Origin of the sequence: Mesobacillus thioparans (assembly GCF_965138835.1) — a bacterium.
Taxonomy (GTDB): domain Bacteria; phylum Bacillota; class Bacilli; order Bacillales; family Cytobacillaceae; genus Mesobacillus; species Mesobacillus thioparans.
Window position 1 is genome coordinate 337,146 of sequence record NZ_CBCSFH010000001.1, and the last position, 24,899, is coordinate 362,044.

At 44.8% G+C, this 24,899-nt stretch carries 22 protein-coding genes; all 22 read right to left on the minus strand.

The features are described from left to right. Window positions 1-28: 28 nt before the first annotated feature. A complete protein-coding gene (gene ftsA, locus ACNAZ4_RS01775) occupies window positions 29-1,312 on the minus strand; it encodes a cell division protein FtsA (protein ID WP_415812471.1) in 1,284 nt (427 codons plus the stop codon). 137 nt (window positions 1,313-1,449) lie between these two features. After that, entirely contained in the window at window positions 1,450-1,800 is a 351-nt protein-coding gene (locus tag ACNAZ4_RS01780) for a small basic family protein (protein ID WP_415812472.1), read from the minus strand. After that, on the minus strand, window positions 1,800-2,534 hold the full coding sequence (locus ACNAZ4_RS01785) for a DUF881 domain-containing protein (RefSeq protein ID WP_415812473.1): 735 nt from the start codon (window positions 2,532-2,534) through the stop codon (window positions 1,800-1,802). The genes ACNAZ4_RS01780 and ACNAZ4_RS01785 overlap by 1 nt, the downstream gene beginning before the upstream one ends. 97 nt (window positions 2,535-2,631) lie before the next feature. After that, window positions 2,632-3,366, minus strand: a complete 735-nt coding sequence (locus ACNAZ4_RS01790) for a DUF881 domain-containing protein (protein ID WP_415812987.1) — start codon at window positions 3,364-3,366, stop codon at window positions 2,632-2,634. Beyond that, window positions 3,314-4,105, minus strand: coding sequence for a cell division protein FtsQ/DivIB (locus ACNAZ4_RS01795; RefSeq protein ID WP_415812474.1), 792 nt, complete (start codon window positions 4,103-4,105; stop codon window positions 3,314-3,316). Before ACNAZ4_RS01795 ends, ACNAZ4_RS01790 begins: the two co-directional genes overlap by 53 nt. Window positions 4,106-4,329: 224 nt before the next feature. After that, window positions 4,330-5,208, minus strand: a complete 879-nt coding sequence (murB, locus tag ACNAZ4_RS01800) for a UDP-N-acetylmuramate dehydrogenase (RefSeq protein ID WP_415812989.1) — start codon at window positions 5,206-5,208, stop codon at window positions 4,330-4,332. 96 nt (window positions 5,209-5,304) lie between these two features. After that, the gene (murG, locus tag ACNAZ4_RS01805) at window positions 5,305-6,399 is read right to left on the minus strand and encodes an undecaprenyldiphospho-muramoylpentapeptide beta-N-acetylglucosaminyltransferase (RefSeq protein WP_415812475.1); all 1,095 of its coding nucleotides are present in this window, start codon (window positions 6,397-6,399) and stop codon (window positions 5,305-5,307) included. A gap of 365 nt (window positions 6,400-6,764) precedes the next feature. Next, a complete protein-coding gene (gene spoVE, locus ACNAZ4_RS01810; protein ID WP_415812476.1) occupies window positions 6,765-7,865 on the minus strand; it encodes a stage V sporulation protein E in 1,101 nt (366 codons plus the stop codon). A 99-nt stretch (window positions 7,866-7,964) separates the two neighbouring features. After that, window positions 7,965-9,317: a UDP-N-acetylmuramoyl-L-alanine--D-glutamate ligase gene (gene murD / locus ACNAZ4_RS01815; RefSeq protein WP_415812477.1), complete on the minus strand. Its 1,353-nt coding sequence runs from the start codon at window positions 9,315-9,317 to the stop codon at window positions 7,965-7,967. Then, complete coding sequence (gene mraY / locus ACNAZ4_RS01820) at window positions 9,318-10,292, minus strand: phospho-N-acetylmuramoyl-pentapeptide-transferase (RefSeq protein ID WP_415812478.1); 975 nt, start codon at window positions 10,290-10,292, stop codon at window positions 9,318-9,320. Window position 10,293: 1 nt separating this feature from the next. Continuing rightward, window positions 10,294-10,743 (minus strand): hypothetical protein, encoded by a 450-nt coding sequence (locus tag ACNAZ4_RS01825; RefSeq protein ID WP_415812479.1) that lies wholly within the window; start codon window positions 10,741-10,743, stop codon window positions 10,294-10,296. A 1-nt stretch (window position 10,744) separates the two neighbouring features. After that, the gene (locus tag ACNAZ4_RS01830; protein ID WP_415812480.1) at window positions 10,745-12,205 is read right to left on the minus strand and encodes a UDP-N-acetylmuramoyl-L-alanyl-D-glutamate--2,6-diaminopimelate ligase; all 1,461 of its coding nucleotides are present in this window, start codon (window positions 12,203-12,205) and stop codon (window positions 10,745-10,747) included. Between the two features lie 405 nt (window positions 12,206-12,610). Continuing rightward, window positions 12,611-14,524 (minus strand): stage V sporulation protein D, encoded by a 1,914-nt coding sequence (locus tag ACNAZ4_RS01835; protein WP_415812481.1) that lies wholly within the window; start codon window positions 14,522-14,524, stop codon window positions 12,611-12,613. Between the two features lie 745 nt (window positions 14,525-15,269). Continuing rightward, complete coding sequence (locus ACNAZ4_RS01840; RefSeq protein ID WP_415812482.1) at window positions 15,270-17,483, minus strand: penicillin-binding protein; 2,214 nt, start codon at window positions 17,481-17,483, stop codon at window positions 15,270-15,272. After that, complete coding sequence (gene ftsL, locus ACNAZ4_RS01845) at window positions 17,483-17,854, minus strand: cell division protein FtsL (protein ID WP_415812483.1); 372 nt, start codon at window positions 17,852-17,854, stop codon at window positions 17,483-17,485. The genes ACNAZ4_RS01840 and ftsL overlap by 1 nt, the downstream gene beginning before the upstream one ends. 28 nt (window positions 17,855-17,882) lie before the next feature. Then, entirely contained in the window at window positions 17,883-18,821 is a 939-nt protein-coding gene (rsmH, locus tag ACNAZ4_RS01850) for a 16S rRNA (cytosine(1402)-N(4))-methyltransferase RsmH (RefSeq protein WP_415812990.1), read from the minus strand. A 57-nt stretch (window positions 18,822-18,878) separates the two neighbouring features. After that, entirely contained in the window at window positions 18,879-19,310 is a 432-nt protein-coding gene (mraZ, locus tag ACNAZ4_RS01855) for a division/cell wall cluster transcriptional repressor MraZ (protein ID WP_102262102.1), read from the minus strand. Window positions 19,311-19,643: 333 nt separating this feature from the next. Then, window positions 19,644-21,278, minus strand: coding sequence for a bacillithiol biosynthesis cysteine-adding enzyme BshC (bshC, locus tag ACNAZ4_RS01860; protein ID WP_415812484.1), 1,635 nt, complete (start codon window positions 21,276-21,278; stop codon window positions 19,644-19,646). Window positions 21,279-21,519: 241 nt separating this feature from the next. Next, complete coding sequence (locus tag ACNAZ4_RS01865) at window positions 21,520-21,912, minus strand: DUF3397 domain-containing protein (protein ID WP_415812485.1); 393 nt, start codon at window positions 21,910-21,912, stop codon at window positions 21,520-21,522. Next, window positions 21,909-22,805, minus strand: coding sequence for a 2-dehydropantoate 2-reductase (locus tag ACNAZ4_RS01870; RefSeq protein ID WP_415812486.1), 897 nt, complete (start codon window positions 22,803-22,805; stop codon window positions 21,909-21,911). The genes ACNAZ4_RS01865 and ACNAZ4_RS01870 overlap by 4 nt, the downstream gene beginning before the upstream one ends. A gap of 208 nt (window positions 22,806-23,013) precedes the next feature. Continuing rightward, window positions 23,014-24,555, minus strand: coding sequence for an acyl-CoA carboxylase subunit beta (locus ACNAZ4_RS01875; RefSeq protein WP_415812487.1), 1,542 nt, complete (start codon window positions 24,553-24,555; stop codon window positions 23,014-23,016). Between the two features lie 129 nt (window positions 24,556-24,684). Further along, window positions 24,685-24,897, minus strand: a complete 213-nt coding sequence (locus ACNAZ4_RS01880; RefSeq protein ID WP_415812488.1) for an acetyl-CoA carboxylase biotin carboxyl carrier protein subunit — start codon at window positions 24,895-24,897, stop codon at window positions 24,685-24,687. Window positions 24,898-24,899: the final 2 nt, after the last annotated feature.

The window sequence follows — 24,899 nt, forward strand, 5'->3', positions numbered from 1 at the left end:
TAATTCGTCGATTTCCTGTTAGCTCTGATTATTCAAAAAAGTAGCCAAGAAATTTTTTCATTCTTGAGGTGACTTTTTCTTCAGGCTGTTTCTCAGGCTTCGATTTTGGATGCGGCTGTTTTTGAGCTCTTTTTTCTTTCGGTTCTAATTCACTAAAAGCAGCTTCCATTTTCTTCCCTTTTAATTTTGCGTTTCTATAAGCAAATTGGATCAAGCCTACAGCAGTCGTATATTGAGGTTCCCTGACGCCAATATAGTCCGGAATAGCGATTCTTACCCTGCTCTGGAAAATATCCTGGGCAAGCTCCAGGACTCCCTGCATATTGGCTGTTCCCCCTGTAAGGACAAACCCGCCAGGCAGGTCCCTGATGTTCATGTTTTTCAACTCATCCTGGACAAGGGAAAAGATTTCTTCCATTCTCGCTTCAATGATGTCGGCCACTTCCAGCTGGTTGAACTGCTGCTGCTGGTCACTGCCGATGATGGATACTTCGAATACCTCTTCTTCAGAAGCATGGTCATAAAAAGCATGTCCATGCTTTAATTTCAATTGATCCGCTTCTTCGGTCGTTGTGCGCAAACCAATTGAAAGGTCCTTTGTAATATGGTCCCCTCCAACCGGTATGACAGATGTACCTCTTAAGTGTCCGTTTTCGAACACAGCGACTGTCGTAGAACCGCCGCCGATATCAATCATCGCGACACCCATATTCTTTTCATCCTTTGAAAGTGCGAATGCACCTGCAGCAAGCGGCTGAAGGCCGATATCAACAATTTCAAGTCCAGCACGCTCAACACAACGAAGAGTATTATGTAAGATTGTCTTTGAACCGGTAATGATCGTTCCTTCCATTTCAAGCCTGACACCGATCATGCCTCTTGGATCATTGATCTCATCAAGACCGTCAACGATAAATTGCTTTGGAATCACGTCTATTATCTCTCGCTCAGGCGGGATTGAAACCACCTGTGCAGCATCAATGACTCTCGCAACATCCTCATTTGTAATTTCGCGATTGTCGCTGGAAACCGCAACCACACCATGGCATGGCAAAAGTGAAACATGATTTCCGGTGACACCTACAATCACCTGGTTAATCTTCAAACCTATCATTCTTTCAGCCTGTTCAATTGCCCTTTTAATAGAATGAACGGTTTCATCTATATCAACAATGGAGCCCTTCCTTAACCCTTCGGACTTCACATTGCCAACACCAATTATATTCAATGTGTCATTGACCATTTCCCCAATGATAACCTTAACACTGGATGTACCGATGTCAAGACTGACGTATATATCATTGCTGTTCATTCTGTGGCACCTCCTTCAACAATTCCTAATGTTTGAACAACAATTTCCACTTTGTTATCTAATTGCGTTTCTTTTTTAATTACATTACTTTATTCGTCACAATTAAATATTTCCCTTTTAAAATACCATTTTTTTTTCTACTTTTCACTTGTCGTTGACCATTTTGTCAATATTATTCTTCTGATGACCGCTATATTCTGAAACAGCCTAACCCCGAAGGCAAAAACTGCTGCTAAATACAAGTCTACACCAAGATGAACACCTAGAAAAGCTAAACTTGCTGCCAATACTATATTAAAAAAGAAACCAGATACAAAAACTTTTTCATCATAAATATTTTGAAGCTGGGCACGGATCCCGCCAAACAATGTATCGAGGGCTGCAAGGATCGCAATCGATAAATAATTCGAGTATTCTTCAGGGATGCGGATATCGGTCAGCAAGCCTATGATGGCACCGATGATCAACCCCATTATTGGAAGCCACATTATCCGTTGTCTCCCCCTTTATCTGTTTTGGCGGACTCCATGTACCTGATCCTGATTGTATCCTGATAAGCAGGCACGACCATGTCTCCCACAGGCCTGTTCACTTTAACTTCCAGATTATCAATGAAAAAATCCTCGGCCACTGTTGAAACCTTCATACGGTTGTATAATTTTTCAGCTGCATCCCCATTCTCCACAACGACTTTCACTTCAATAGGAAAACGGTTCAGGGGATGGTTGTTTATTTTCGTCACCCTGTTGATATCCCGAATGACAGTAGTATTGATGACTCTCTCCCCATCGACTGAAACATGCTTTGCGCCATACATATTCAACTCATTCAAGAGCCGCTTCAGCAGGTCGGGAGAAACAGAAGGGGCTTTGTCCCCTTCGACAATCAGGTTGAAAGCTGGTTCAATCGACAAGGAGAGTCCAGGACCTTTAACCTCAGCAAGGCCTGCTTCATCCTTCAATTCGGCGAGTGTTTCACGCAGCACTTCTTCTTTGCTTTGCTGCCGTTCAGTTTCGTATTTGGCAATTTTTTCTTCGTTCGATCTGATTTCGAGGAGCAGCCTGGACTGCATTGCCTTCTCTTTCATTAAATCTTCCCGAAGCTGCCACGTGTCACGTGTATCCCTGACTTTGGGTTCCCTGACAGTTTGGAACTGAATGGCGACCATTAAACCGATAATAGCAGCGATCAAGCTGAAGCTGAGATTCTTAGGTCGGCCCATTGTATTTCACCTTGCTTTCTTTAAGGCCTTCTTATTTCTTTCTTTCAAGATGCCACAAAAGGCATTTTCTTCTCACCAATTGAAAAGACGGCCAACGTCATTTTCCCAGTATTGGCTCCATCGTAATATCCGTCATTTTTTCCATTGAAAAAACAATCTGGTCATTAACCAGCTGGTCTTTAACCCCACCGGTAATATTTAGCGCGGAGGATAGGACATCGGGGTCACCAATCGCAGTGATTTCAAAAGGGGCAGGATGCTGGTAGCCATCAACCGTGATCACAGGGCCAGTACATAAAATATAAGAATTGTGCGCGATTCTTTGACCGTTCACAGAGATTGCCGCTGCTCCTGAGATATAGAGCTCATTAATCACCTTGAAAACATGATGTTCGTGGACAAGATAATTATTGATATTCTCTTCGTCTGGATCATACTCTCCATCAGCGAGAGTCACTTTCACACCTTTTCCTTGGACCTTTACTTTGCCGAGGAACATCCGGTATTTTTCAGCGTCTTCCGCCATGTTGAAAAACACTTGTGCTTCCTTTGACAGGCTGGTTTCAATTTCCCTTACCTTTTCCTGCTTGGCGTTCAATTCTTTTTGAAGTTCACGGTTCTTTTCTTCTTCTTCAATCAACTGGTTCCTCAGGCTCAGGTGCTGCTTCCACTGCCTGTCCGTCAATCTCTTGCCATTGTCCCCGTCATCCTGGGTGACGCGGAATGAAAAAGCGACCATGAAGCCCAGGACCAGGAAAACGATTGAAAGAACTACACGGTTACTGTTCATTTTCTTGTTCAATTTCAACTTCTTCAGCTTCCTCTGCTTCATATGCTTTAAAATAAGAGCCAACTTCGAGATCAATCACTCCCTTTTTATCAGGGTCTAGCTGGCTGACTATTGAAGGATAATGCGCCATTTTTTCCGAAAAAGTCCTGAGTGTCGCATTCACTTCAAAGCCATCGTTCATATACAGCTTAACAAGGTATTTGTCCGTTTTCACCGGGTTTGAGTGGATCTCAGAAATTGAATTGATGACTACCTCAGGTAATTCTTTAAGGGAAGCAAGCATTTCATCCAGTACCTTTCCTTCTTTAAAACCTATCAGGATTGGTGCATTCACAGGAATTTCCTCGATTTGTTTTTTACCGAGTATATGTCCATTTTCAAGGACTGGGTAGAAACCTTTCCCTTCCGATATGTAAGCAAGCCTGTCGTATTCCTTAACCTTGATAGTCACTCTATTGGGCAATTTGACATTGACAGTCGCTTTCTCGACTTCCTCGATTTTCTCGAGCTTCTTTTCAATCTCTCCCCTATCGACCTTCCAGATATTCGACTCCAGTGACAACCCGCTTTTTCCGATGATTTGCTTTGAAGTATAGGAATGATTTCCTGAAACAGTGATCTCCTTCACCTTACTCAATGGTGACTGGAAATAAATAATACCTGCAATCAAAATGAAAAATAAAGCAAGCAGCATGATCAGCCTGCGATTGGCCTTCTTCCGCCTCTGATGTTTCAGCTTAGGAATCCGGTCTTCAATTGAGACGATTTTCCCCTTATCCATTATCGATCCCCTCTTTATCGGCTGAACCCATTCCTTAAAGGAAAACATCTATGATTACAGTCTCGCAGGTTAAAGCCATCATTTATCGTATTTCATCAGGATTGTGCCTTGTCCATTAATATCGTTAGAAAGACCAACGGCACGAGGTAGTTTCATGCCGTCTTTGCATCCTAATCTAATGAAATATTATATCACAAAATTTGACAGCCCTGAATCATTTTCCGCTATTTCCGGCCGATAATTTCTACCTCTGTCTCCATTTTCACACCGTGCAAATCAAGGACTGTATCCTTGACATGCTGAATCAGGCCGAGTACATCCTCAGCTTTGGCATTTCCTTTATTCACAATGAAATTCGCATGAAGTTCAGAGATTTGTGCACCGCCGATCTGATGACCCTTCAAGCCAGATTTTTCAATTAAATTACCCGCATGGTCAGGAAGGGGATTCCTAAAAACACTGCCGCAGCTTGGAAAATTGTATGGCTGGGTCTCTTTGCGATAATCCTTGTTTTTCTGCAGCTCTGCCACGATTTCCTCCTTATTCCCTTCCTTCAGCTGGAATACCGCAGCAACCACGATTCCAGGTCTTTCCTTTTGAAGGACTGAGGTCCGGTAGGAAAATCTCATTTCTTCCTTTGAAAGCCATTCGAGGGAACCATCCTCAAATAAAACATATGCTTTTTCGAGGATTTGTGAGATATCTGACCCGTGGGCCCCTGCATTCATATATACAGCGCCGCCGATTGATCCAGGAATTCCTCCGGCGAATTCAAGTCCTGACAGACCTTTGCGGCTGATGGTAATCGCAAAGTTCACAAGTGAAAGGCCGCCTCCAACGGTCACTTTTGTACCTTCAATCTCCAGATCATCAAGCCCGGAACCAAGTTTAATAACTGCTCCCTCAATTCCTTTGTCTGAAACAAGGAGATTGGACCCTCTGCCGATCACTGTCAATTTGACTCCTGATTCCTTGATGGCTTCCACTGCCTTTTTCAGATTTTCTATTGACGAAGGCTCAATAAGTAAGTCTGCGGGACCGCCAATTTTCATGGATGTATGGTTTGCGAGCGGCTCGTTTTCCTTTAACGATCCGACATTCATTTCTCTAAGTTTGATAGCTAGATCCTTCAAATTAATTACCTTCCTTTCACGATACAGCCTTTTATCAACCAGTTTATGCAGCTCCATGCCTATAGGCTACTTTGCCGCCAGTTCCTCCATCAAACGATAGAGCCTTTGGGCTGCATCGGGTATACCAAGTTTCTTCGCTGCTTTTTTCATATCTGCCAGTTTCAGTTCCTGTCCAAGTATCTGATCAATACTCTCTACCAGCTTCGGCCCAGTCAGGTCCTTTTCAAGCAAAAGCCGTGCAGCTCCGTTCTCACTCAGTGCGCGAGCATTCTTTTCCTGGTGATTGTCTGTTACATATGGGCTTGGAATCAGTACGCTTGGTATTCCCAGAGATGTCAGTTCAGCAAGTGTAGTCGCTCCTGCCCTTGCTACGGTTAAATCAACACCGGCCAGCACTTCGGGCATATTGTGGATGAATGGCTTGATGATCACATTTTCTGGATTCCCGACCAATTCCACTTCTTTCTGGACTTCTTCGAAATGCACATCACCTGTCACATATAATACTTGGTATGGCTTACTGCTTAATTCTGTAAGGCTTTTAACGACTGCTTCATTAATCGGCCTTGCACCTCTGCTTCCACCGAAGATAAGCACTGTTGGAACCTTCAGCTTAAGTCCTGCTGATAGCCTTCCCTTGATCCCGTCCTGTCCCAATACTTCAGATGCCCGGGGATTGCCTGTCAATTCGACCTTTTGTTCCGGGAAGAACTGACGAGCATCCTCGAAGCAGATTGCGATCTTATCAACGTAGCGGCTAAGGAATTTATTGGTCAATCCCGGAATGCTGTTTTGTTCATGGATAATGGTTGGTATGCCCATTTTTGCGGCAGCATAGACAACCGGGCCACACACATATCCGCCTGTCCCGATGACAACATCTGGGTTGAATTCCTTCAGCATCTTTTTACTATCCCTGACGCCCTTCAGGAATCGCATTACTGTTTTTACATTTTCAAAAGATATTTTTCGTTTAAAGCCTGTAATATGTATTGATTTAAAAGGAACATTCTCCCTCGGCACGAGCTTGCTTTCAAGTCCCTTTTCTGTTCCTATGTAGAGAAACTCGACTTTTTCATCCTTTTTTTGAATCTCCCTGATCAGTGCAAGCGCAGGATAAATGTGTCCTCCTGTACCGCCGCCGCTAACTGCAATCTTCATTTTCCACACCTCAGCAACTTATCTCTTTTTTTTATTCCTTCCAGCCATGTGTTTGGCATACTGACACACTTCACATTCATGGGTAATGGCAGAAATAATCGTCAAAAACTGTCCTTTAAAAGGCACTCCCCGGTTTTACCCTATTCTACTATATTCTAAACTCCAGTACAGTTTTTAAAGATATTGTTATTTAAATGTAATATAGCATGAACATATCTATATTCCTAACATATTCAGCGATTATGTCTTAATTAATGCAAACCATATCAGGTCATGATCGTTGACGGTAAAATCATGTATTGATCTCAAAAATACTCTACCACAAACAAAAGACCCTGATGCAGGGTCTTTTGTTTGTGAATAGCTTAATACCTGGAGTGGCGGCTGATATTCAGCAGCACTCCAACCGCCATCAGCATCAATGTCAGGGAAGAGCCCCCGTAGCTGAGGAAAGGGAGCGTGATGCCCGTTACAGGCATGAGGCCCGTAACAACTCCAATATTGATCATGACCTGGATCGCAATCATCGCAATGATCCCAGTCGCAAGAAATGTACCGAACAAATCCGGTGCCCCGAGCGCAATCCTGATTCCCCTCCAGAGCAGCAGTGAGAATAAAAGAAGAATCAATGAACCTCCAATGAATCCAAGTTCTTCTGCAAGAATCGCGAAGATAAAATCTGTCTGAGGCTCCGGAAGATAAAAGAACTTCTGCCGGCTCTGGCCCAGCCCCAGTCCGAACAATCCTCCAGGCCCTATGGCATAGAGTGATTGAATCATTTGAAATCCGCTCCCAAGCGGATCCTGCCACGGGTCAAGGAAGGAAGTGATCCGTTTGATCCTGTAAGGCGCAGACGCAATCAAGCCAACAAAACCTGCAACACCGAGGAGTCCCAGACCCACGAAATGACTGATCCTTGCTCCAGCGATAAAAATGATGACAACTGAAGTGCCGACCATGACTGTTCCCGTACCGAGGTCCGGCTGCAGCATGATCAGGCCGAATGCCAAAAAGACGAGTCCTAATGAAGGGACGAGCCCCTTTTTGAACGAAGTGATCGCTTTCTGGTTCTCTGACAAAAATTTAGCGAGATAAGCGATCATCGCAATTTTCATGAACTCTGAGGGCTGTACCGAAAAGGCGCCTACGCCAATCCAGCTCCTTGATCCATTCCGCACATTCCCGATACCGGGGATCAATACCAGGATCAACAGGACAAAACAGACAATCAGGATGACCTTTGACCATGTCCGCCACGTCCAGTAGTCAATATTCATGATAAAAAACATCGCAATGATTCCAACTCCCGCAAACAGCATTTGCCGTTTCGCAAAAAAGAAAGAGTCATTAAACTTATAGTCTGCCCAGACAGCACTTGCGCTGTATACCATGATCAGTCCCACAGTCAAAAGCGCAAAGGTAACAATCATCAGGAATATGTCTGGAGTCGTTTTTTTCGTTGGCAAAGCAATACACCTCGGCTGTATGATTTAGGGCTCATATGCCGCTTCCCATCCAGCCTGCATGTGGCCAGGCACCTGAGTCATGTTGTTCAAGACAAGCCCTTACTTAAGCTTATGCACGGCCTCTATAAACATGTCTCCCCTGACTTCAAAAGTTTTATATTGGTCCCAGCTGGCACATGCCGGTGAGAGCAGGATGACATCTCCAGGTACTGAATGTTCAAATGCCACGGGAACGGCCTTTTCCACATTATCGACGGTGAGGATTGTTTTTATTCCTGCCTCACGCCCAGCCTGTCCTACTTTTTCTGCAGTCTGTCCAAAAGTGATCAGCGCCTTGACGTTTTTCAAAGAGGGGATCAGTTCATCAAATGTATTCCCTCTGTCCAGTCCGCCGGCAAGCAGCACAATTGGATCCGCAAAAGCCGCAAGGGCATTTTCAGTTGCCAGGATATTCGTTGCCTTTGAGTCATTATAAAATTTCCGGCCGGCGATATTGTCGACATATTGAAGCCGGTGGCGGACACCAGCAAAGGATGTAAGCACCTTATAGATTCCATCTTGATCAGCACCAGAGAGCAATGTCGCCGCTACAGCAGACAGGATATTCTCGAGATTATGCTTACCCGGTAATACAATATCCTTCGTTTCCATGATTTGTTCACCGTTGAAGCAAATCCAGCCATCCTTAACATAAGCTCCGCTGTCCAGGACTTTTTTCGTCGAAAAAGGCACAATCTGAGCTTTCGAAGTACGAGCGATGTTCATGACTTCTTCCTGATCTGCGTTCACGATCAAATAGTCTTCCTCGGTCTGGTTCTTCGTGATCAGCGCTTTCGCTGCAATATATTCATCCCTTGTACCATGATAATCAAGATGCGCATCGTACAAATTGGTTATCACGGCAATCTTCGGCCTGAAATGATCGACTCCCATAAGCTGAAAAGAGGAAAGTTCGATGACGATTGTATTTTCCTCAGTTGCATCCTGGGCAACACCCGAAGCAACCGTGCCGATATTACCTGCGATCAGCGGCTTTTTGTTGCCGGCTTCAAGCATTTCAAAAATCAGTGTCGTTGTCGTGGTTTTACCGTTTGTACCAGTGATGCCTACAAGTGGTGCCTCGGATATCTGATAAGCAAGTTCAACTTCAGTAATGATCGGTATCCCGTTTTCTTCTGCCTTTTGGATCATTGGATTATAATACGGGATTCCCGGATTCTTGACGACCAGTTCGAACCCTTCGTCCATCAATTCAATCGGGTGACTTCCGCAGACAACCTTGATTCCCTGTTCAAGCAATCCCTGCGCTTCCGGGTTTTCAGATAATGGCTTGCTGTCATTGACTGTAACGAAAGCGCCCAGTTTATGTAGCAAAGCAGCAGCGCTGACTCCGCTCTTGGCAAGGCCAAGTACAAGAATTTTTTTATGTTGATAGGTTTTAATATGTTTCATCTAGATCCACACCTCAATATAAATTCCTAGGATCGCAAAAAGAAGGCCGACCGTCCAGAAGGTCACGACCACCCGCCATTCCGACCACCCAATCAATTCATAGTGGTGATGCAGCGGACTCATCCTGAAAATCCTTTTTCCTGTTGTCTTGAATGAAATAACCTGAAGGATCACGGATAATGTTTCGATGACGAAGATACCGCCAATGATGATCAGGATGATTTCAAGCTTCGCCAGGATGGCAACAGTTGCAATCGCACCGCCCAAAGCAAGAGAACCGGTATCTCCCATGAACACTTTCGCTGGATGGGCGTTAAAGACAAGGAATCCAAGAACTGCGCCTACAACCGCAACGGAAAAAATCGACAGCTCATATTGCGATTGGTTCCAGGCCAGGACAGCAAATGCGCCAAATGCGATTGCTGCTGTACCGGAAACCAGCCCGTCAAGCCCGTCCGTCAGGTTAACAGCATTTGAAAAGCCGACCATCCAAAAAATGATGAACAGTGCATATCCCCACCCGAGATCGAAGGAAAGATTGGTTAAAGGGATGCTGACTACTGTTGAAAAATCACTTTGGTTGAATATGAAGAAAAATATGACGGAAATAATGATTTGGCCAAGCAATTTTTGCTTGGACGTCAAACCAAGATTACGTTTCATGACGACCTTGATAAAATCATCCATGAAACCGAGGAGCCCGAATCCCAGAGTGACAAATAGCAAGAGGTAGGTTTCCACAGATGGCTGTGAGAACTTCCCAGTCATAACAAGTGTCGTGATCGAAATCGAAATTAAAATCATGACACCGCCCATTGTCGGTGTTCCTGTCTTTTTCTGGTGTGATTTCGGTCCTTCCTCTCTGATGCTCTGGCCGAATTTAAGCCTTCTCAGGAAAGGAATGAATACTGGCGATAGCAGGACCGTTATTAGAAAACCCATCAAGATTGTGAAAAAGATAACTTGCTCCAGCATTTTATTCCTCACCTGCCTTACTCTGATTGCTGCCGTATCCATTGATCTTTTCGGCCATCACAGCTATATCATATGTTTCATCCGCTTCATTAAGAAGTCCTTTGTCAGGGAAAATGAATTTCGTTCTTTCCCTGGTTTCTTCGTGTTGTGATAAATAGTTATAATATGAATTCATGATTTCCTCTAAGCCTTTCAAATTATCTTGTGTATAAAAAATCGGGAAGTGATTTGGAGCATATGCCGGCACTTTTACTCCCTCAGGCCATAGCGCTGCCACGGCACCGTTCGAAATTGCTTCCTGCAGTGTTCCGGATTGTTCTGATACCGGAACAAACAGTCCCTTTGGCTGTTCAGCCTCCGCCAGGCTGCTTACAGTGTGAAAGCGGATCATATCCTCTTTAATTCCAGTCGCCTTGGAAAACAGTCTCGAAACTTCCTGGTATGTCAGCATATTACCTCTCCTCTATCGCCTCACGCGCTACAATCCTGTCATCAAATTCAAACGTTCTGTCTCCTATTTGCTGATACGTTTCATGTCCCTTACCCGCAATCAGGATTACATCTCCAGCACCGGCATTTTTTATGGCATGGTGGATCGCTTCTTTTCTGTCGATGATCGAAGTATAAACTTCTCCCTTGACTCCTTCTTCCATATCCTTGATGATTTCCTCCGGATCCTCGCTGCGGGGGTTATCAGAGGTGAAAATGGCATCTGTTGAATACTCACAGGCGATTTTCGCCATGAGCGGCCGTTTCGTGCGGTCGCGATCACCGCCGCAGCCAACTACACAATAAATCTTCTTTTGAGCAAACTGCTGCACGGTCTTGAGGACATTTTCCAGACTGTCCGGAGTGTGGGCATAGTCTACAATGACAGAGAAATCCTGTCCTGCATCAACTACTTCGAACCTTCCGGAAACTCCTTTGACACTTTCAACAGAGTCAATGATGACCTCAAGGGAAATTCCGGATACAAGAGCAGCGCCAATACTTGCAAGAACATTGTAGATGCTGAATTTGCCGATCAGCTGAATGTTCACTTTTCTTACACCAAATGGACTGACTAAATCAAATGATGTGCCGCTGGCAGTCATTGAGATATTGGTTGCCTGCAGATCCGCATGATTATCAATACCATAGGTCAATAAATGGGCAGTGGTCAGCATCGCGAATTCCTCACTTGCCGGATCATCTGCATTCAAGACCGCGAATTTCGGGTTTTCATGGTTAAAAGCATTGCCAAGCTGCGAAAACAGCAGGCCTTTTGCCTTCTTATATTCATCCATGGTCTTATGGTAATCGAGATGGTCCTGGGTCAAATTCGTAAACACAGCAACATTATAATCTGTACCATGGACACGGCCGTATACGAGTGCGTGTGAGGATACCTCCATCACAGCGGTATCGACTTGTTCGTCTACCATTTTCTTGAACGTCTTCTGAAGTGTCAGACTTTCTGGCGTGGTGTTCTTCACTTCAAAGGTCTGTTCGCCGATTTTTGTATACATCGTGCCGATTAAACCGGTTATTTGCCCGGCATCCTTAAAAATCTTTTCAATAATATGGCTCGTTGTCGTTTTTCCGTTCGTCCCTGTAATCCCAACCATATGCAGCTTCTGGCTCGGCTGACCGTAAAAAGCATCGGCAAGCACTGCCATCGCCCTCATCGTGTCCTTTACAACAATCACCGGTACATTGACAGGAAGCTCACGCTCAGCAAGAACAGCTGCAGCTCCATTTTTCACAGCCGCGGCTGCAAAATCATGGCCATCAACTGTATAGCCTTTTATGCAAATGAATAAACTTCCAGGCGTCACTCGGCGGTTATCATTTTCAATCGAAGTAATTTCGGGATTTTCTCCCTTGTAATCCACGAACGGGTGCAAATAACCGATCAATTCGTGTAATTTCATAAATATCAAATCCTCTCAAACAACATGGCGACTCCTATTTTACATGATTAGGCTAAAATTAGCCATTGTTGAGGTGAAAAGTACAAGCCCTTTTTATTGAACGCTCTTCACACCAAAAGGGAAGAAAATGTATCTGGTTTTTTAGAATATTTTGTTTATCCGATCTAGGAACATCACCTGAAAGCTTCCCGAGAGCAGTACTTCTTTCTATCCTCTCTTGAAAAAGCAAATAAGCCAAAAACAGGAAGGGTGGTCTGCAATTTTTAGCAAGGAGGTTCCTTACAGCAGGATACTGAGCAGAATGCAAATCTAGGAGTTTGAAGATGTTCTGCATACAAAAGCAGCGGCGGATCTCGATCCTGCCGCCGCCTGCTAGCGTCTATTCCCTAAATCAACGGATTCAGGTCAATCATTCATATATACCCTTATCGTGGACCCTTCCTTGATTTTCACTCCTGGAGAAGGGAGCTGTTTGACTACCTTTTCCCCATCCCCTGCGATATCAAGTTTCAAATTGATCAACTGCTGCCTCAGTTCGGTCTTGGATAAGCCGATCAGGTCAGGAACTTCCACCATAGGTGTATCCAGCCATGTGAGTTCTTTCTCGATCTGTTCCTTCCTCGGTGGTACCTCCATCGCTCTCAGGCTGTCTTCCATGATATCCCCGACAATCGGAGCGGCAACAACTCCGCCGAACTGGACAGTCCCCTTTGGATTGTCAACGGCGACATAAATCACAATTTGCGGATCGTCCGCAGGCGCAAATCCTATGAAGGAAACGATATGGTTATTTTCAAGGTAACGTCCATCTTTTGCTTTCTGCGCTGTTCCTGTCTTGCCGCCAACCCTGTAAGAGTCTACATAGGCGTTTTTGCCCGAACCCTTGGCAACGACACTTTCAAGCGCATGCCTGATTTCCTTCGACGTTTCTTCCGAAATGACTCTTCTTTTTGCCTGCGGTGTCTTTTTCATGACGACCTCCCCAGTAATTGGGTCAATCAATTCTTTGGCAATATACGGTGTATAAAGTATACCGCCATTAACCGCGGCTGAAACTGCAGCAACCTGCTGAATCGGTGTCACAGACACACCCTGACCGAACGCCGTTGTTGCCTGTTCAATCGGTCCGACTCTATCCAGGTTAAAAAGAATCCCCTTCCCCTCTCCCTGGAGATCGATTCCTGTTTTCTCACCAAACCCAAAATCCTTAACATATTTGAACAGTTTTTCCTTCCCCAGCCTGTCACCTAGCTCGACGAATCCTGGGTTGCATGAATTCTCAACAACTTCAAGGAAGGATTGGCTTCCGTGGCCACCCTTTTTCCAGCAGCGAATCCTTGCGCCTGCCACCTCGACGGAACCAGAATCATGGAAGTGATCCTTTTCCAGGTCGACCTTTCCTTCCTGGAGAGCAGCCGCGAGGGTCACGATCTTGAATGTCGACCCAGGTTCATAGGTACTCCAAATCGGCAAGTTCCTGTTATAGACTTCAGGCGCGACATTGCGGAAATTCGCAGGATCAAAATCCGGTCTGCTGGACATCGCAAGGATTTCCCCGTTTTTAGGGTTCATCGCAATCGCAATGATTCCATCCGGATTGTATTTAGCCTGGGCGATATCCAATTCCCTCTCAACAATTGTCTGGACCCGGCTGTCGATCGTCAGCTTCAGGTCAAGCCCGTCCACCGGCGGCTCGTAATCATCAGCCATATTGTGCATCCGCTGCTGTTTTGCATCTGCATAGAACTGCACAGATCCCTTTTTCCCTTTTAACTCCTTGTCATAGTAGAGTTCCAGCCCCATCAACCCCTGGTTATCTACCCCCGCAAAACCAAGCACATGGGACAGGTAGCTTCCATATGGGTAATGACGTTTGGAATCATCACCTATATACACGCCTTTTATATCTAGTGCCCTGATTTCTTTTGCTTTTTCGTGCGATATTTTCCTGCCCTCTGGTATTCTCTCGATCATGGCTTTTTTTGTGATATGCTGGTAGGCCTTTTCCTTCGGCATATCCAGCACCTTCGCCAATATTTCCGCAGCCGCCTCAGGATCCTTCACCTGGCGAGGTACCACATACACAGTCGGGGCACTGATATTCGTTGCAAGCGCCACACCATTCCTGTCCGTGATTTCCCCGCGTTGAGGTTCGAACGGAACATTCCTGCTCCAGGAGTCCTTAGCCTTACCTGTCAAAAAATCACCAAGCATGAACTGTACATAGCCAAGCCGGACATCTATGATGAAAAACACCAAAATCCCGATCAGCAGAACGAGAGCCAGCCTTTTTCTGACCGTCACATTTGATACACGCATATATTGAACGAACCTCCCCTTTAATTGTTCCAATGAAAACCATGACACTCGTTCAAATATATGCTTGTACGATTTTGAATATAACAAGAAGTCGAGACAAGCTTGCGCGGATGCGGCATCAGGAGGTGCTTTGAATGGATTTTGAGATAGAAGGCGGGGGTTGGGCTTAACCTGCGTAACTTCAGACAACTTTGTTGCTTACCGTTGAAAAGCTGTCCGAACCTGAGGCTACTTCGGACAACTTTCGGGCTTACCGGCGAAAAGCTGGCCGAACTCGAGGCTACTTCGGACAACTTTTGTGCCTACCGTTGAAAAGCTGTCCGAACTAGAGGCTACTTCAGACAACTTTTGTGCTTACNNGCGAAAAGCTGTCCGAACCTGAGGCTACTTCNGACAACTTTTGTGCTTACGTGCGAAAAGCTGNCCGAACCTGAGGCTACTTCGGACAGCTTTCGTGCTTACCGGCGTAAAGCTGTCCGAACCTGAGGCTACTTCTGACAACTTTTGTGCTTACGTGCGTAAAGCTGTCCGAACCTGAGGCTACTTCGGACAGCTTTCGCGCTTACCGGCGTAAAGCTGTCCGAACCTGAGGCTACTTCGGACAACTTTTGCGCTTACCGGCGTAAAGCTGTCTGAACCTGGCGTAACTTCGGACTACTTACTTACTTGCCGGCGAAAAGCTGGTCGAACCTGAACCTGCACCTACTTCGGTCGATTATTTTTACAAAAAAAACAGAGGAAGGGCTCAGCCGCCAACTTCCTCTGTTTCTTCGCTATCTTCTTCTTTTTTCAGGGAGTTCTCGAATTGCTGGAGCGGTGTTTCGAGCTCGACAATGAGGTTTTCACCTTCATTGATTGGCAAGCCTGGTTTCATGCTCTGTTTTGTCACGTATCCACTTCCGGCTTTATTCAGCTTAATCCCTGTTATCTGGGTAAGCTTCATGACATCCCTTAGCGACCATTCTGTCAGGTCAGGATATGTCATCACCCCGGATGCTTTTAGGAGGATCTTTTCCCCTTCAAGGGCGACAATGTCCCCTTTTGGCAATTGCTCCTGTACTTGATTTCCGTCACCAATCACTACGGTCTCAAACCCCTTGGAGTCAAGCAGCTTCTTCGCTTCACCCGGTTCCATTCCTGTAACATCGGGAACTGGGCTTGAATATGCCTTGTCCATGGACGCCGGCTTGATATTCAAGTACTGCAGGCTGCTCTGCATAACAGGCTTAAAGATCATGGAAGTCGGGATTGAGCCTTTGAAATAATGGTCGATTTCCGGCTGCTGGACTGCAACATAGACAATCAGCTTAGGATCGTCCTTTGGAGCCATCCCCAGGAATGAAAACAGGTAATCACTTGCGCCGCCCAGATACTTCCCATTTTCGGTAAGATTGGCGGTTCCGGTTTTTCCGGCAACCTCATATCCATCGATTGCATAGGACTTTCCTGTACCATGTTCACCTGTTATAACAGTACCCAATACTTCTCTTACTTCCTTCGCTGTCGCAGCGGAGATAGGCTGGCCAACAGATTTGGGCTCATCTTTTTTGATGACCTCTCCTGTATTTGGATCAACAATCTTGTCGATCACCCGCGGCTTCATCATCTTCCCATCATTCGCTACTGCGGTTGCAGCCTGGATTAGTTGAATAGGTGTAAACGTCGAACCCTGGCCATAAGCGACTGTTACTTTTTCAACCGGCCATTTATACTGAATTTTACCAACTGCTTCATTTGGGAGGTCAATGCCAGTCGGCTGATCAAAACCAAATTCAGTCAAGTATTCCCGGAATTTATCCGTGCCGATTTTTTCATTAACAAGCTTTGCAACGGCAACATTTGAAGATCGTTGTATGCCTTCGAGATAAGAAATCGCTCCCCACCCCTGCCGGTTGTTATGATCTCCAATCGCCACCGAGTTCTCAGTAACTTTATAGGAACCCGATTTATAGCGTTCATTCGGATTCCACTTCTTCTCTTGAATCGCCGCCGCAAGAGTAAAAATCTTCATTGTCGATCCTGGCTCAATCGGAGTTTCAACAATCTCGTTATGCCAGCTCTTATCCAACCCTTCCCTGGTTGTCGGGTGGAAGCTTGGCCGCTGCGCCATCGCGAGAATGTCACCAGATTTCGGGTCTGCAACCACCACCAGGATTTTCTTCGGCTTATATTCTTTATCAACCCGATCGACAGCATCTTCAACAAACGTCTGGATTTTTTTGTCAATCGTCAAATAAATATCATGGCCATCTTTTGCCGGGGTCACTTTCTCTTTATCATCCGGAAGCAGGAACCCCCACAAATCACTTTTGAAGCTGATGGACCCATTTTCACCAGTCAATTCATCATTCCAGGTTTTTTCGATGCCGAGTTTTCCTTTAGTCACCGTCTTTTTATCATCTGTTTCTTCCTTTTCGACAAAGCCGACTAAATGCGATGAAAACATCCCATTTGGGTAAAATCTCTTTGAATCTCTTAAAAAAGTAATTCCAGGAAGCTTCTCCTCTTCGATTTCCCGCTTCGTCTGGTGGGAAATATCCCGTCCAGCCTTGCCGAATTCAACCTGCCATGCTTTTTCTTTTGTCAGTCTTTTGTATATGTCTGACTCACTCATATCAATATATTTCGCCAGCACAGCAGCTGTTTTTGCAGGATCGTTCACATGTTTCGGCTTCTTTTTATTCGTTGTCACCGATTTATCAAGGATGGCGACCATGGTATAGGAAGTGGTATCCTCTGCAACCACTTCACCTTTGCGGTCAAAAATCGTCCCTCTCACCGCTTCGATTGTCTTTTCATTCGAGTATTTTTGCTGAGCTCTTGCTGCCAGTGCCTGTCCATGAACTTCACCTGTGACCTGGATGGAGACAAACCTGAAAATCAAGATAAAAAAGAGCAGGCTGAATATTACGAATAATACCGCTGCTCCTGCATTCATATTTGGCTGTTTCTTGATCATTAGTTTTCCACACCTTTAACATTGTTTTCATTCAATGTTAGGCCAAGTTTTTCTGTCACTTGTTTGATTCTTTCATAGGTACTTAATTCGCTAATCTGGACTTCAAGGTCACTATTTGTCTTTTGCTGCTCCTGAATATCGCCTTCAATAATCTGGATTTCTTTGTTGACTTCATAAATGGCTGCCTGTTTTGATACCATGAATGTTGCACCGAAGCAGACAATTGCTCCGAAGACGAACATCAGGAATTTTTCACCGGGCGTTAAAATCGAATTTCGTCTCGCAGGTGCTTTCGCCGGTGCTTGTGCTGGTGCCTGGACTGTACGATGCTGCTGTTCCTGCTGCAATTTTGTAGCCAGATTGCTCATCATTTTCCCTCCTGAAATTTTTATATTTTTATTACTTTTTTACTTTTTCAGCGATCCGCAATTTTGCCGATCTTGCCCGGTTGTTGAACTCGAGCTCTTCCTCGGACGGAAGGATTGGTTTTCTTGTAATCAATTTCAATTTAGGCTGGAATTCCTCAGGGATGATTGGCAGCCCGTGCGGGAGCGGTGGTGTTTCACTCGCTTTTTTCAAGGTCACCTTACAGATCCTGTCTTCGAGTGAGTGGAAGGTAATCACACTGATCCTTCCTCCTATGGATAGAAGCTCGATGGCCTGCTCCAGTGACTTTTCAAATACGCCAAGTTCATCATTGACCGCGATCCTGACTGCCTGGAAAATTCTTTTGGCGGGATGTCCGCCTTTTCTCCTTGCAGGTGCGGGAATTGTATCCTTGATCAACTCGACAAGTTCACCGGTGGTTTCAATGTGCTTGTTTTCCCTTGCAGCCTCAATCTTGCGGGCAATCTGCTTTGAGAACTTCTCTTCTCCGTATTGGAAAAAGATTTTGACCAATTTTTCATATGGCCATTCGTTAATGACATCATAAGCGGACAATGCTGCATCCTGATCCATCCGCATATCAAGCGGAGCGTCGTGGTGATAGCTGAAGCCGCGTTCCGGAGTATCTAACTGAGGTGAGGAAACTCCCAAATCGTAAAGAATTCCGTCCACTTCTGTTACACCCAATTTTTCAAGCTCTTCCTGCAAGTAAAGGAAATTGCTCTTAATGATTGTCAGCCTGTCGCCATAGGCAGCAAGCTTTTCTTTCGCATTCGCAATCGCGACATCGTCCTGGTCGAAAGCGTACAGCTTTCCGTTTTCCGAAAGCCTGGACAAAATTAATTCACTGTGGCCTGCGCCACCGAGAGTGCAATCCACGTATGTACCGTCAGGCTTGATTTTGAGCCCGTCTACTGTTTCTTCCAGTAAAACTGTTGTATGTTTGAACATCATGATCCACCTTTCCAATCGAGGAGCAGGTAATATTATATCAGAATAATGTTACCCTTAAATATCAAATCCAATCATATTTTCCGCAATTTCAGCAAAAGATTCCTCAGATTCTGCGAAATATTCTTCCCAGATGGCTTTGCTCCAAATTTCAATTCGATTGGAAACACCTAAAATCACACATTCTTTCTCAAGCTTGGCGTATTGCATCAGCGGGGAAGGGATATTGACTCTCCCCTGTTTGTCAATTTCACTCTCGGTAGCACCCGAAAAGAAAAAACGGGTAAATGCACGTGCATCTTTTTTAGTCAGCGGAAGTCCTTTTAGCTTTTCTTCAATCACTGACCATTCAGAAACTGGGTAGCCAAATAAACACTGGTCAAGCCCACGGGTAAGAATGAACATTTCTCCCAGGTTTTCACGGACCTTGGCAGGGATGATCAATCGGCCTTTGCTATCAACATTATGATGGTATTCACCCATGAACATGCCACTACCCCCACTTTCTAAATACAATGTACCACATTCCCCCACTTTTCACCACCATATTTTAAATATTCTCCCCACCACCCTAAATTCCTTCGTCAATTCATACTTTTTTTGTTTTTTTCACTTCCAGTTACTGGACATGCATTAATTAATTGCAGTGAAATTCATGCTGATTGCACAGTCAAGGCCGATTATTGCGCGATGACTTCTATTAATTGCATACTCATCAACATTAATTGCACCAGCCCCTGCGAAAATCGCACATTCTTCCGCATTTTAAGAAATCAACCAGGAATAAAAATAAGCCCCATCCAAAAAGGATGGAGCTGCATCTTACAATTTTATGATTTTATGGGTACCGTCGAAGCTATACTGCAATTTCAATAATTCCGGAACGAGATCCAAACCGTATTTATTCAGGTAATAGAAAGGATTCCATACCCTTTCCTGCGGTGCACCGCCTGGTCTGAGTGCATTCTCCACTCTCGAGAATTTTCGCAGGATATGATCATTCTTGCGGCAGATCGCCTCAACAATTTTATCCTCCATGAATTTGATCTGATTCAGCAGGATGGATTCATTCTTCTGCAGCATCGGCAATAATACCGGATCAATTCCATTGGATTTTTCACGGATGACTTGATATTGATCTGCCAGCATCCCTTTAACCTGACCGAATAATTCTTCTACTTCGCGATCCTTCAATGAATCGATGAATTTTAACTCATGTCCGCTTGTGCCTGAAATGAGGACTTCTTTCAAATCCAGTTTCAATTCATCCAGGTCGGATTCAATCGACCCTTCCAGGAAGGTGATGTTCAATCTCGGAACGAGCGGAGGCATCTGGACACCGAAATGTTCGAAGACAAGTTTCAGCTCAGCCCAGTAGGCAATCTCACCAGGGCCGCCAATGAAGGCAAGCGTCGGGAAAAGCCATTCCTGCATTAATGGACGGGTCACGACATTATTGCTGAGTTTTTCCGGGAATTCATTCGCAATCTCCAACAGTTCATCATATGTGAAGCTGACTTCGCCATTTTTACCTGCAAACCCTCCACTTTGTGGGTCGAATTGGAGCAGGATCCGTTCATTTACATGTTCATCATAAAAGAACAGGTTGGCTGTATTTTCATTGATATCAATCATATTTGAAAAGCCTGCCGCTTTGGTCTTTTCCTGCTGGCCTAGGACTGCGGAAGTGATTTCACGGTGGTTTTTGATTTGATCGATAAAATATTCTTTTTCCAGCTTGCGCAGGTCTTTATTACCTGAATCAACAATCAGCAAGCCTGAATCCTTGAAAAGCTCCATGATGATCGTAGCGAAAAAGTCCACGAAGGATTCTGCCTTCTTCAATGATTCAAGGGCAAAGGATAATATATCTTTTGTGTATTTTGTTTCGCCGTAGGTTTCAATGATTTCCTCAACCCAGGAATAACACAGGTCACGGTTGATACAAACTTCGGAAATCATCTTTTTCTCGAGATTCTTTTCGGGATAAACCCATTTCTCCTGCCTGTTGCCCTTCATGACGTATACATGATTGACTTCCTGGTAGTCGTGATCTTCGCCTGCAATCCAGAAAACCGGGACGACCGGTACACCAAGCTCCTGCTCTTTTTGTTCTGCAAGCTTGATAATCGATATCACTTTATGAATCGTATACAGCGGCCCTGTAAGGATACCAGCCTGCTGGCCTCCAATGACGGCAACGCTGTTTTCTTTCCTGAGTTTCTCGATATTTTCGGCAATTCGGTCGGATTCTGCATATCTGGACATGAATGACTGAATATGATCTGCAAGTTCATGTCTCATGAAACTTCTATTTTTCAATTCATCCAGGCGATGAACATATGAATGATTATCTGTAAAATTATAATGAAAGAAGCGCTGAAGTTCAGGGCTTCCAGCAAGGTAATCTGTCGCAAACCGGTTCGCAGCCGGAAGAGAGAGATTCAACATCTCCATTAACTTGTACTTCCTTTCTCGTTAACAATTTTTACTGTAATGAGTATAGCATTGTTTGAAATGAAAAGAAAAAAACTTTGCCTTTCGAAATTTCTAAAATCAAGGTTTTTTTTAGATTAGGAGGAACCGAACCATCAGCCGGGATTAGTCAGCATGCTATGCAGATGGTTTCTGCTCTCCATTTTGGCATGAAGAAATCAAAAAAATGCTGGACCTCCGCAAAGCCGGGTCCAACATCGGGTCAAGCAAACAGGAACATTAACCGCTTATACAATCCGAATAGCACAAGAATGATATAGGCCGAACTGAAAAGCAGAAAATTAAATCGCCAAAAACCCTTGAAAACTTTAGGCAGGACGATTTCTTCTTTATAATGCCAATGAATCCAGACGAAAATTGCCGCCAAGCCGAACAAAATGATCAGAATAAGCCACAAAAAGGATTTTCCCCATATGGTAAGAATCAAAAAATGGACAGACAAGACAAGCAAAAAAGTGCTGAAGTCAATGGCCAGATTGACGGAACGACGGTGGTTCCCTGTGATTTGTTTTGTGATGATGAACACAGCCAGGTACCCGATTATCGGTACTGTGATCAATGCGGCAACAAGTGCGGAGAAGAATCCAGGCATCATGCTCCCTCCCTTTCTTGCTCCTTCCCCTTGATGCAATGATAATAGTTATGTATTAATGGAGCTTTGATATTTTTGCTTATTGATAATTCGAGCAAGTAGCCAAGGATGGCATCAATTTCTGTTTGTCTGCCATTTTCAACATCCTTATACATGGACGAATGGTTATTTGCCGTTTTTTCGCATACCGACATCAGGTTCTGAAGGTACTCTTCGTGATGTTCCAGCCCAAGGACAAGGGCACACTCCTCAAACATCTGCTTGAAAATTTCAAAGTAGAATGAATTAGTTATCAGCTCACCATTCCTGACTTTCAGGACCGCAGTCAATGGGTTGATCACAGCATTGACTACCAGCTTCTTGATAAGCATTTCTTTATAGTCTGGTTCAAGAAGAACTGGAAAATCGGCAGGCACCACCGACGATATTTCTTGAAGAAGATTGGCATCCCCCCGGAATACTGCCGTTCTGGTGACTCCGATGCCATTATGATGAACGGTGTAATCATTTGCTCTTACTGCTCCGTGTTCGACCGATCCCACAAATACATCAGGCGCTGAAATCTCCGAAAGCAACTTAATATGTCCGTAGCCGTTTTGAAGGAAAAGGACGCTGCTTCTTGCATTCGCCTTTAGCACAGCCATTAGCCCAGGGAGCTGATATTGCTTCAGTGCTACAATCGCAAGTTCTTCATTGCCTTTCCAATCCTGTACAGGAGCAGCCGAAACTTTAAGCGGCGGCTGTGCTATGCCGCCATTTATAAGATGCAGTCCATTTTTTTTGATCAGGTCTGCTTGCTCCTTTGTCCTTGTATAGATACAAACATCGTTCTTTTTACTCATGTAATAGGAGAATAATAAACCTAATGAACCGCCGCCAATTACCGCTATCTTCATAAAAACCCCTCATTGAAGGAAACATCGCAGCAACAGCTTGCGAATCTCCTGAAAATCTATCACTTGTTATTGAGCAATAAAAGATCTTAAGTCATATTTTAGCAGAAACATTTGCTGCTTAGGAAGAAAGGATTAAGGATTTTTCATTTAATTTGATAGATGCCAACAAAATGAAACGGAGACCCTCTAGGATCTCCGTTTCATTTTGTTAGACAGGATAGACAGGATGTTTCCTGACGCTGAACTCCATGTCCTTTGTTTCATATAATTTGAAGCGATCGATCAGCGCGTTCCTCAAATCGTTCGCAGCGACGATATCGTCCACGATCAGTTCGGAAGCAAGCTTATAGATGTCAATGCTCTCTTTGTATTCCTGGTGCTTTTCCTGGACAAAAGCGATTTTTTCTTTCGGGTCTTGTATTTGATTGATTTTATTCGAATATACCGCGTTCACTGCTGCTTCAGGGCCCATGACCGCAATTTGCGCAGTCGGCAGCGCGATACAGCAATCCGGTTCGAATGCTGGCCCAGCCATCGCATACAAGCCTGCACCGTATGCTTTTCGGACAACTACAGAAATTTTTGGTACTGTAGCCGAACTCATCGCCGCAATCAGCTTCGCACCGTGGCGGATGATTCCCGCTCTTTCAACCTTTGTTCCAATCATGAAGCCTGGCACATCGGCAAGGAACAGCAATGGAATATGGAAGGCATCGCATAGTGTAATGAATTTTGCTGCCTTATCGGCCGAATCAACGAATAAAACTCCACCTTTCACCTTTGGCTGGTTCGCAATGATTCCTACTGCACGTCCGTCGATGCGGGCAAGGCCGGTTATGATTTCAGGGGCGAACAGCTTTTTGATTTCGAAGAAACTGCCCTCATCGATCAACGCCTCGATTCCTTCATACATGTCGAAAGGAGCATTCTGATTCAAAGGGACAATCTCTTCAAGGCTTCTTCCTGCCTTTGGAGCCACTCCTTCAACCAATTCTGTTTTGGATTGGAAGTTTGCAGGGAAGTAACTCAAATATCGCTTCGCCGCTTCAATGGCTTCCTGCTCACTGTAGACAAGCATATCGCCTACTCCGCTCACAGAGCAGTGCATGCGGGCGCCGCCCATTTCTTCCAATGTGACCTTTTCGCCAATGACTTTTTCCGCCATCCTTGGAGAACCAAGATACATCGAAGCATTCTGGTCGACCATGATCACGATGTCACAGAACGCAGGAATATAGGCGCCGCCAGCTGCTGATGGCCCGAATAGAAGGCAGATTTGCGGGATCACACCGGACAATTTCACCTGATTATAAAAAATCTTTCCTGCTCCCCTTCTATTCGGGAACATATCTAGCTGATCAGTAATACGGGCTCCTGCCGAGTCGACAAGATACAATAAAGGCACGTTCAGCTTTTCTGCAGTTTCCTGGATCCTGATGATTTTCTCAACCGTCCTGGCACCCCATGAACCTGCTTTTACTGTTGAATCATTCGCCATGACACAGACAGTCTGACCGCCGATCTTGCCAATAGCAGTCACGACTCCATCCGCAGGAAGATCGCCAGCCTGGAAATTGGCGAATTTGCCATCCTCCTCATAAACTCCTTCATCAAATAATAGATTCAGGCGATCTCTTACAAACATCTTATTTTGCTCAGCCAGCTTGTCATGGTATTTCTGATGGCCGCCAGCTTCAATTTGCTGGACTTTCTCCTGTAATGTATCCGTTAAAGTCTTTGCAGTCGTCATTGTTCCCCTCCTAAACCTTATGTGATGGAGCTTTCTCACTCCATAAGTCCATTTGAACGTTATTTGCCCCCGTTTGAAGCCTTATCCCTTCTTCATAAGGGGGCCTTAATTCCATCGTTAACAATCCAATTATTCCATTACAAGCAAGACATCGCCTTCATTGACAAAATCGCCGATGTTCACCTTGACTTCTGCCACTGTACCTGCAGCCTGGCTTTCAACAGGAATTTCCATTTTCATTGATTCGAGCATCAATACTTCCTGGCCTTCCGCAACAGAATCACCCGCTGTCACCATTACATTCAATACTGTACCTGCCATCGTTGCTGTAATTTCTTTCATAA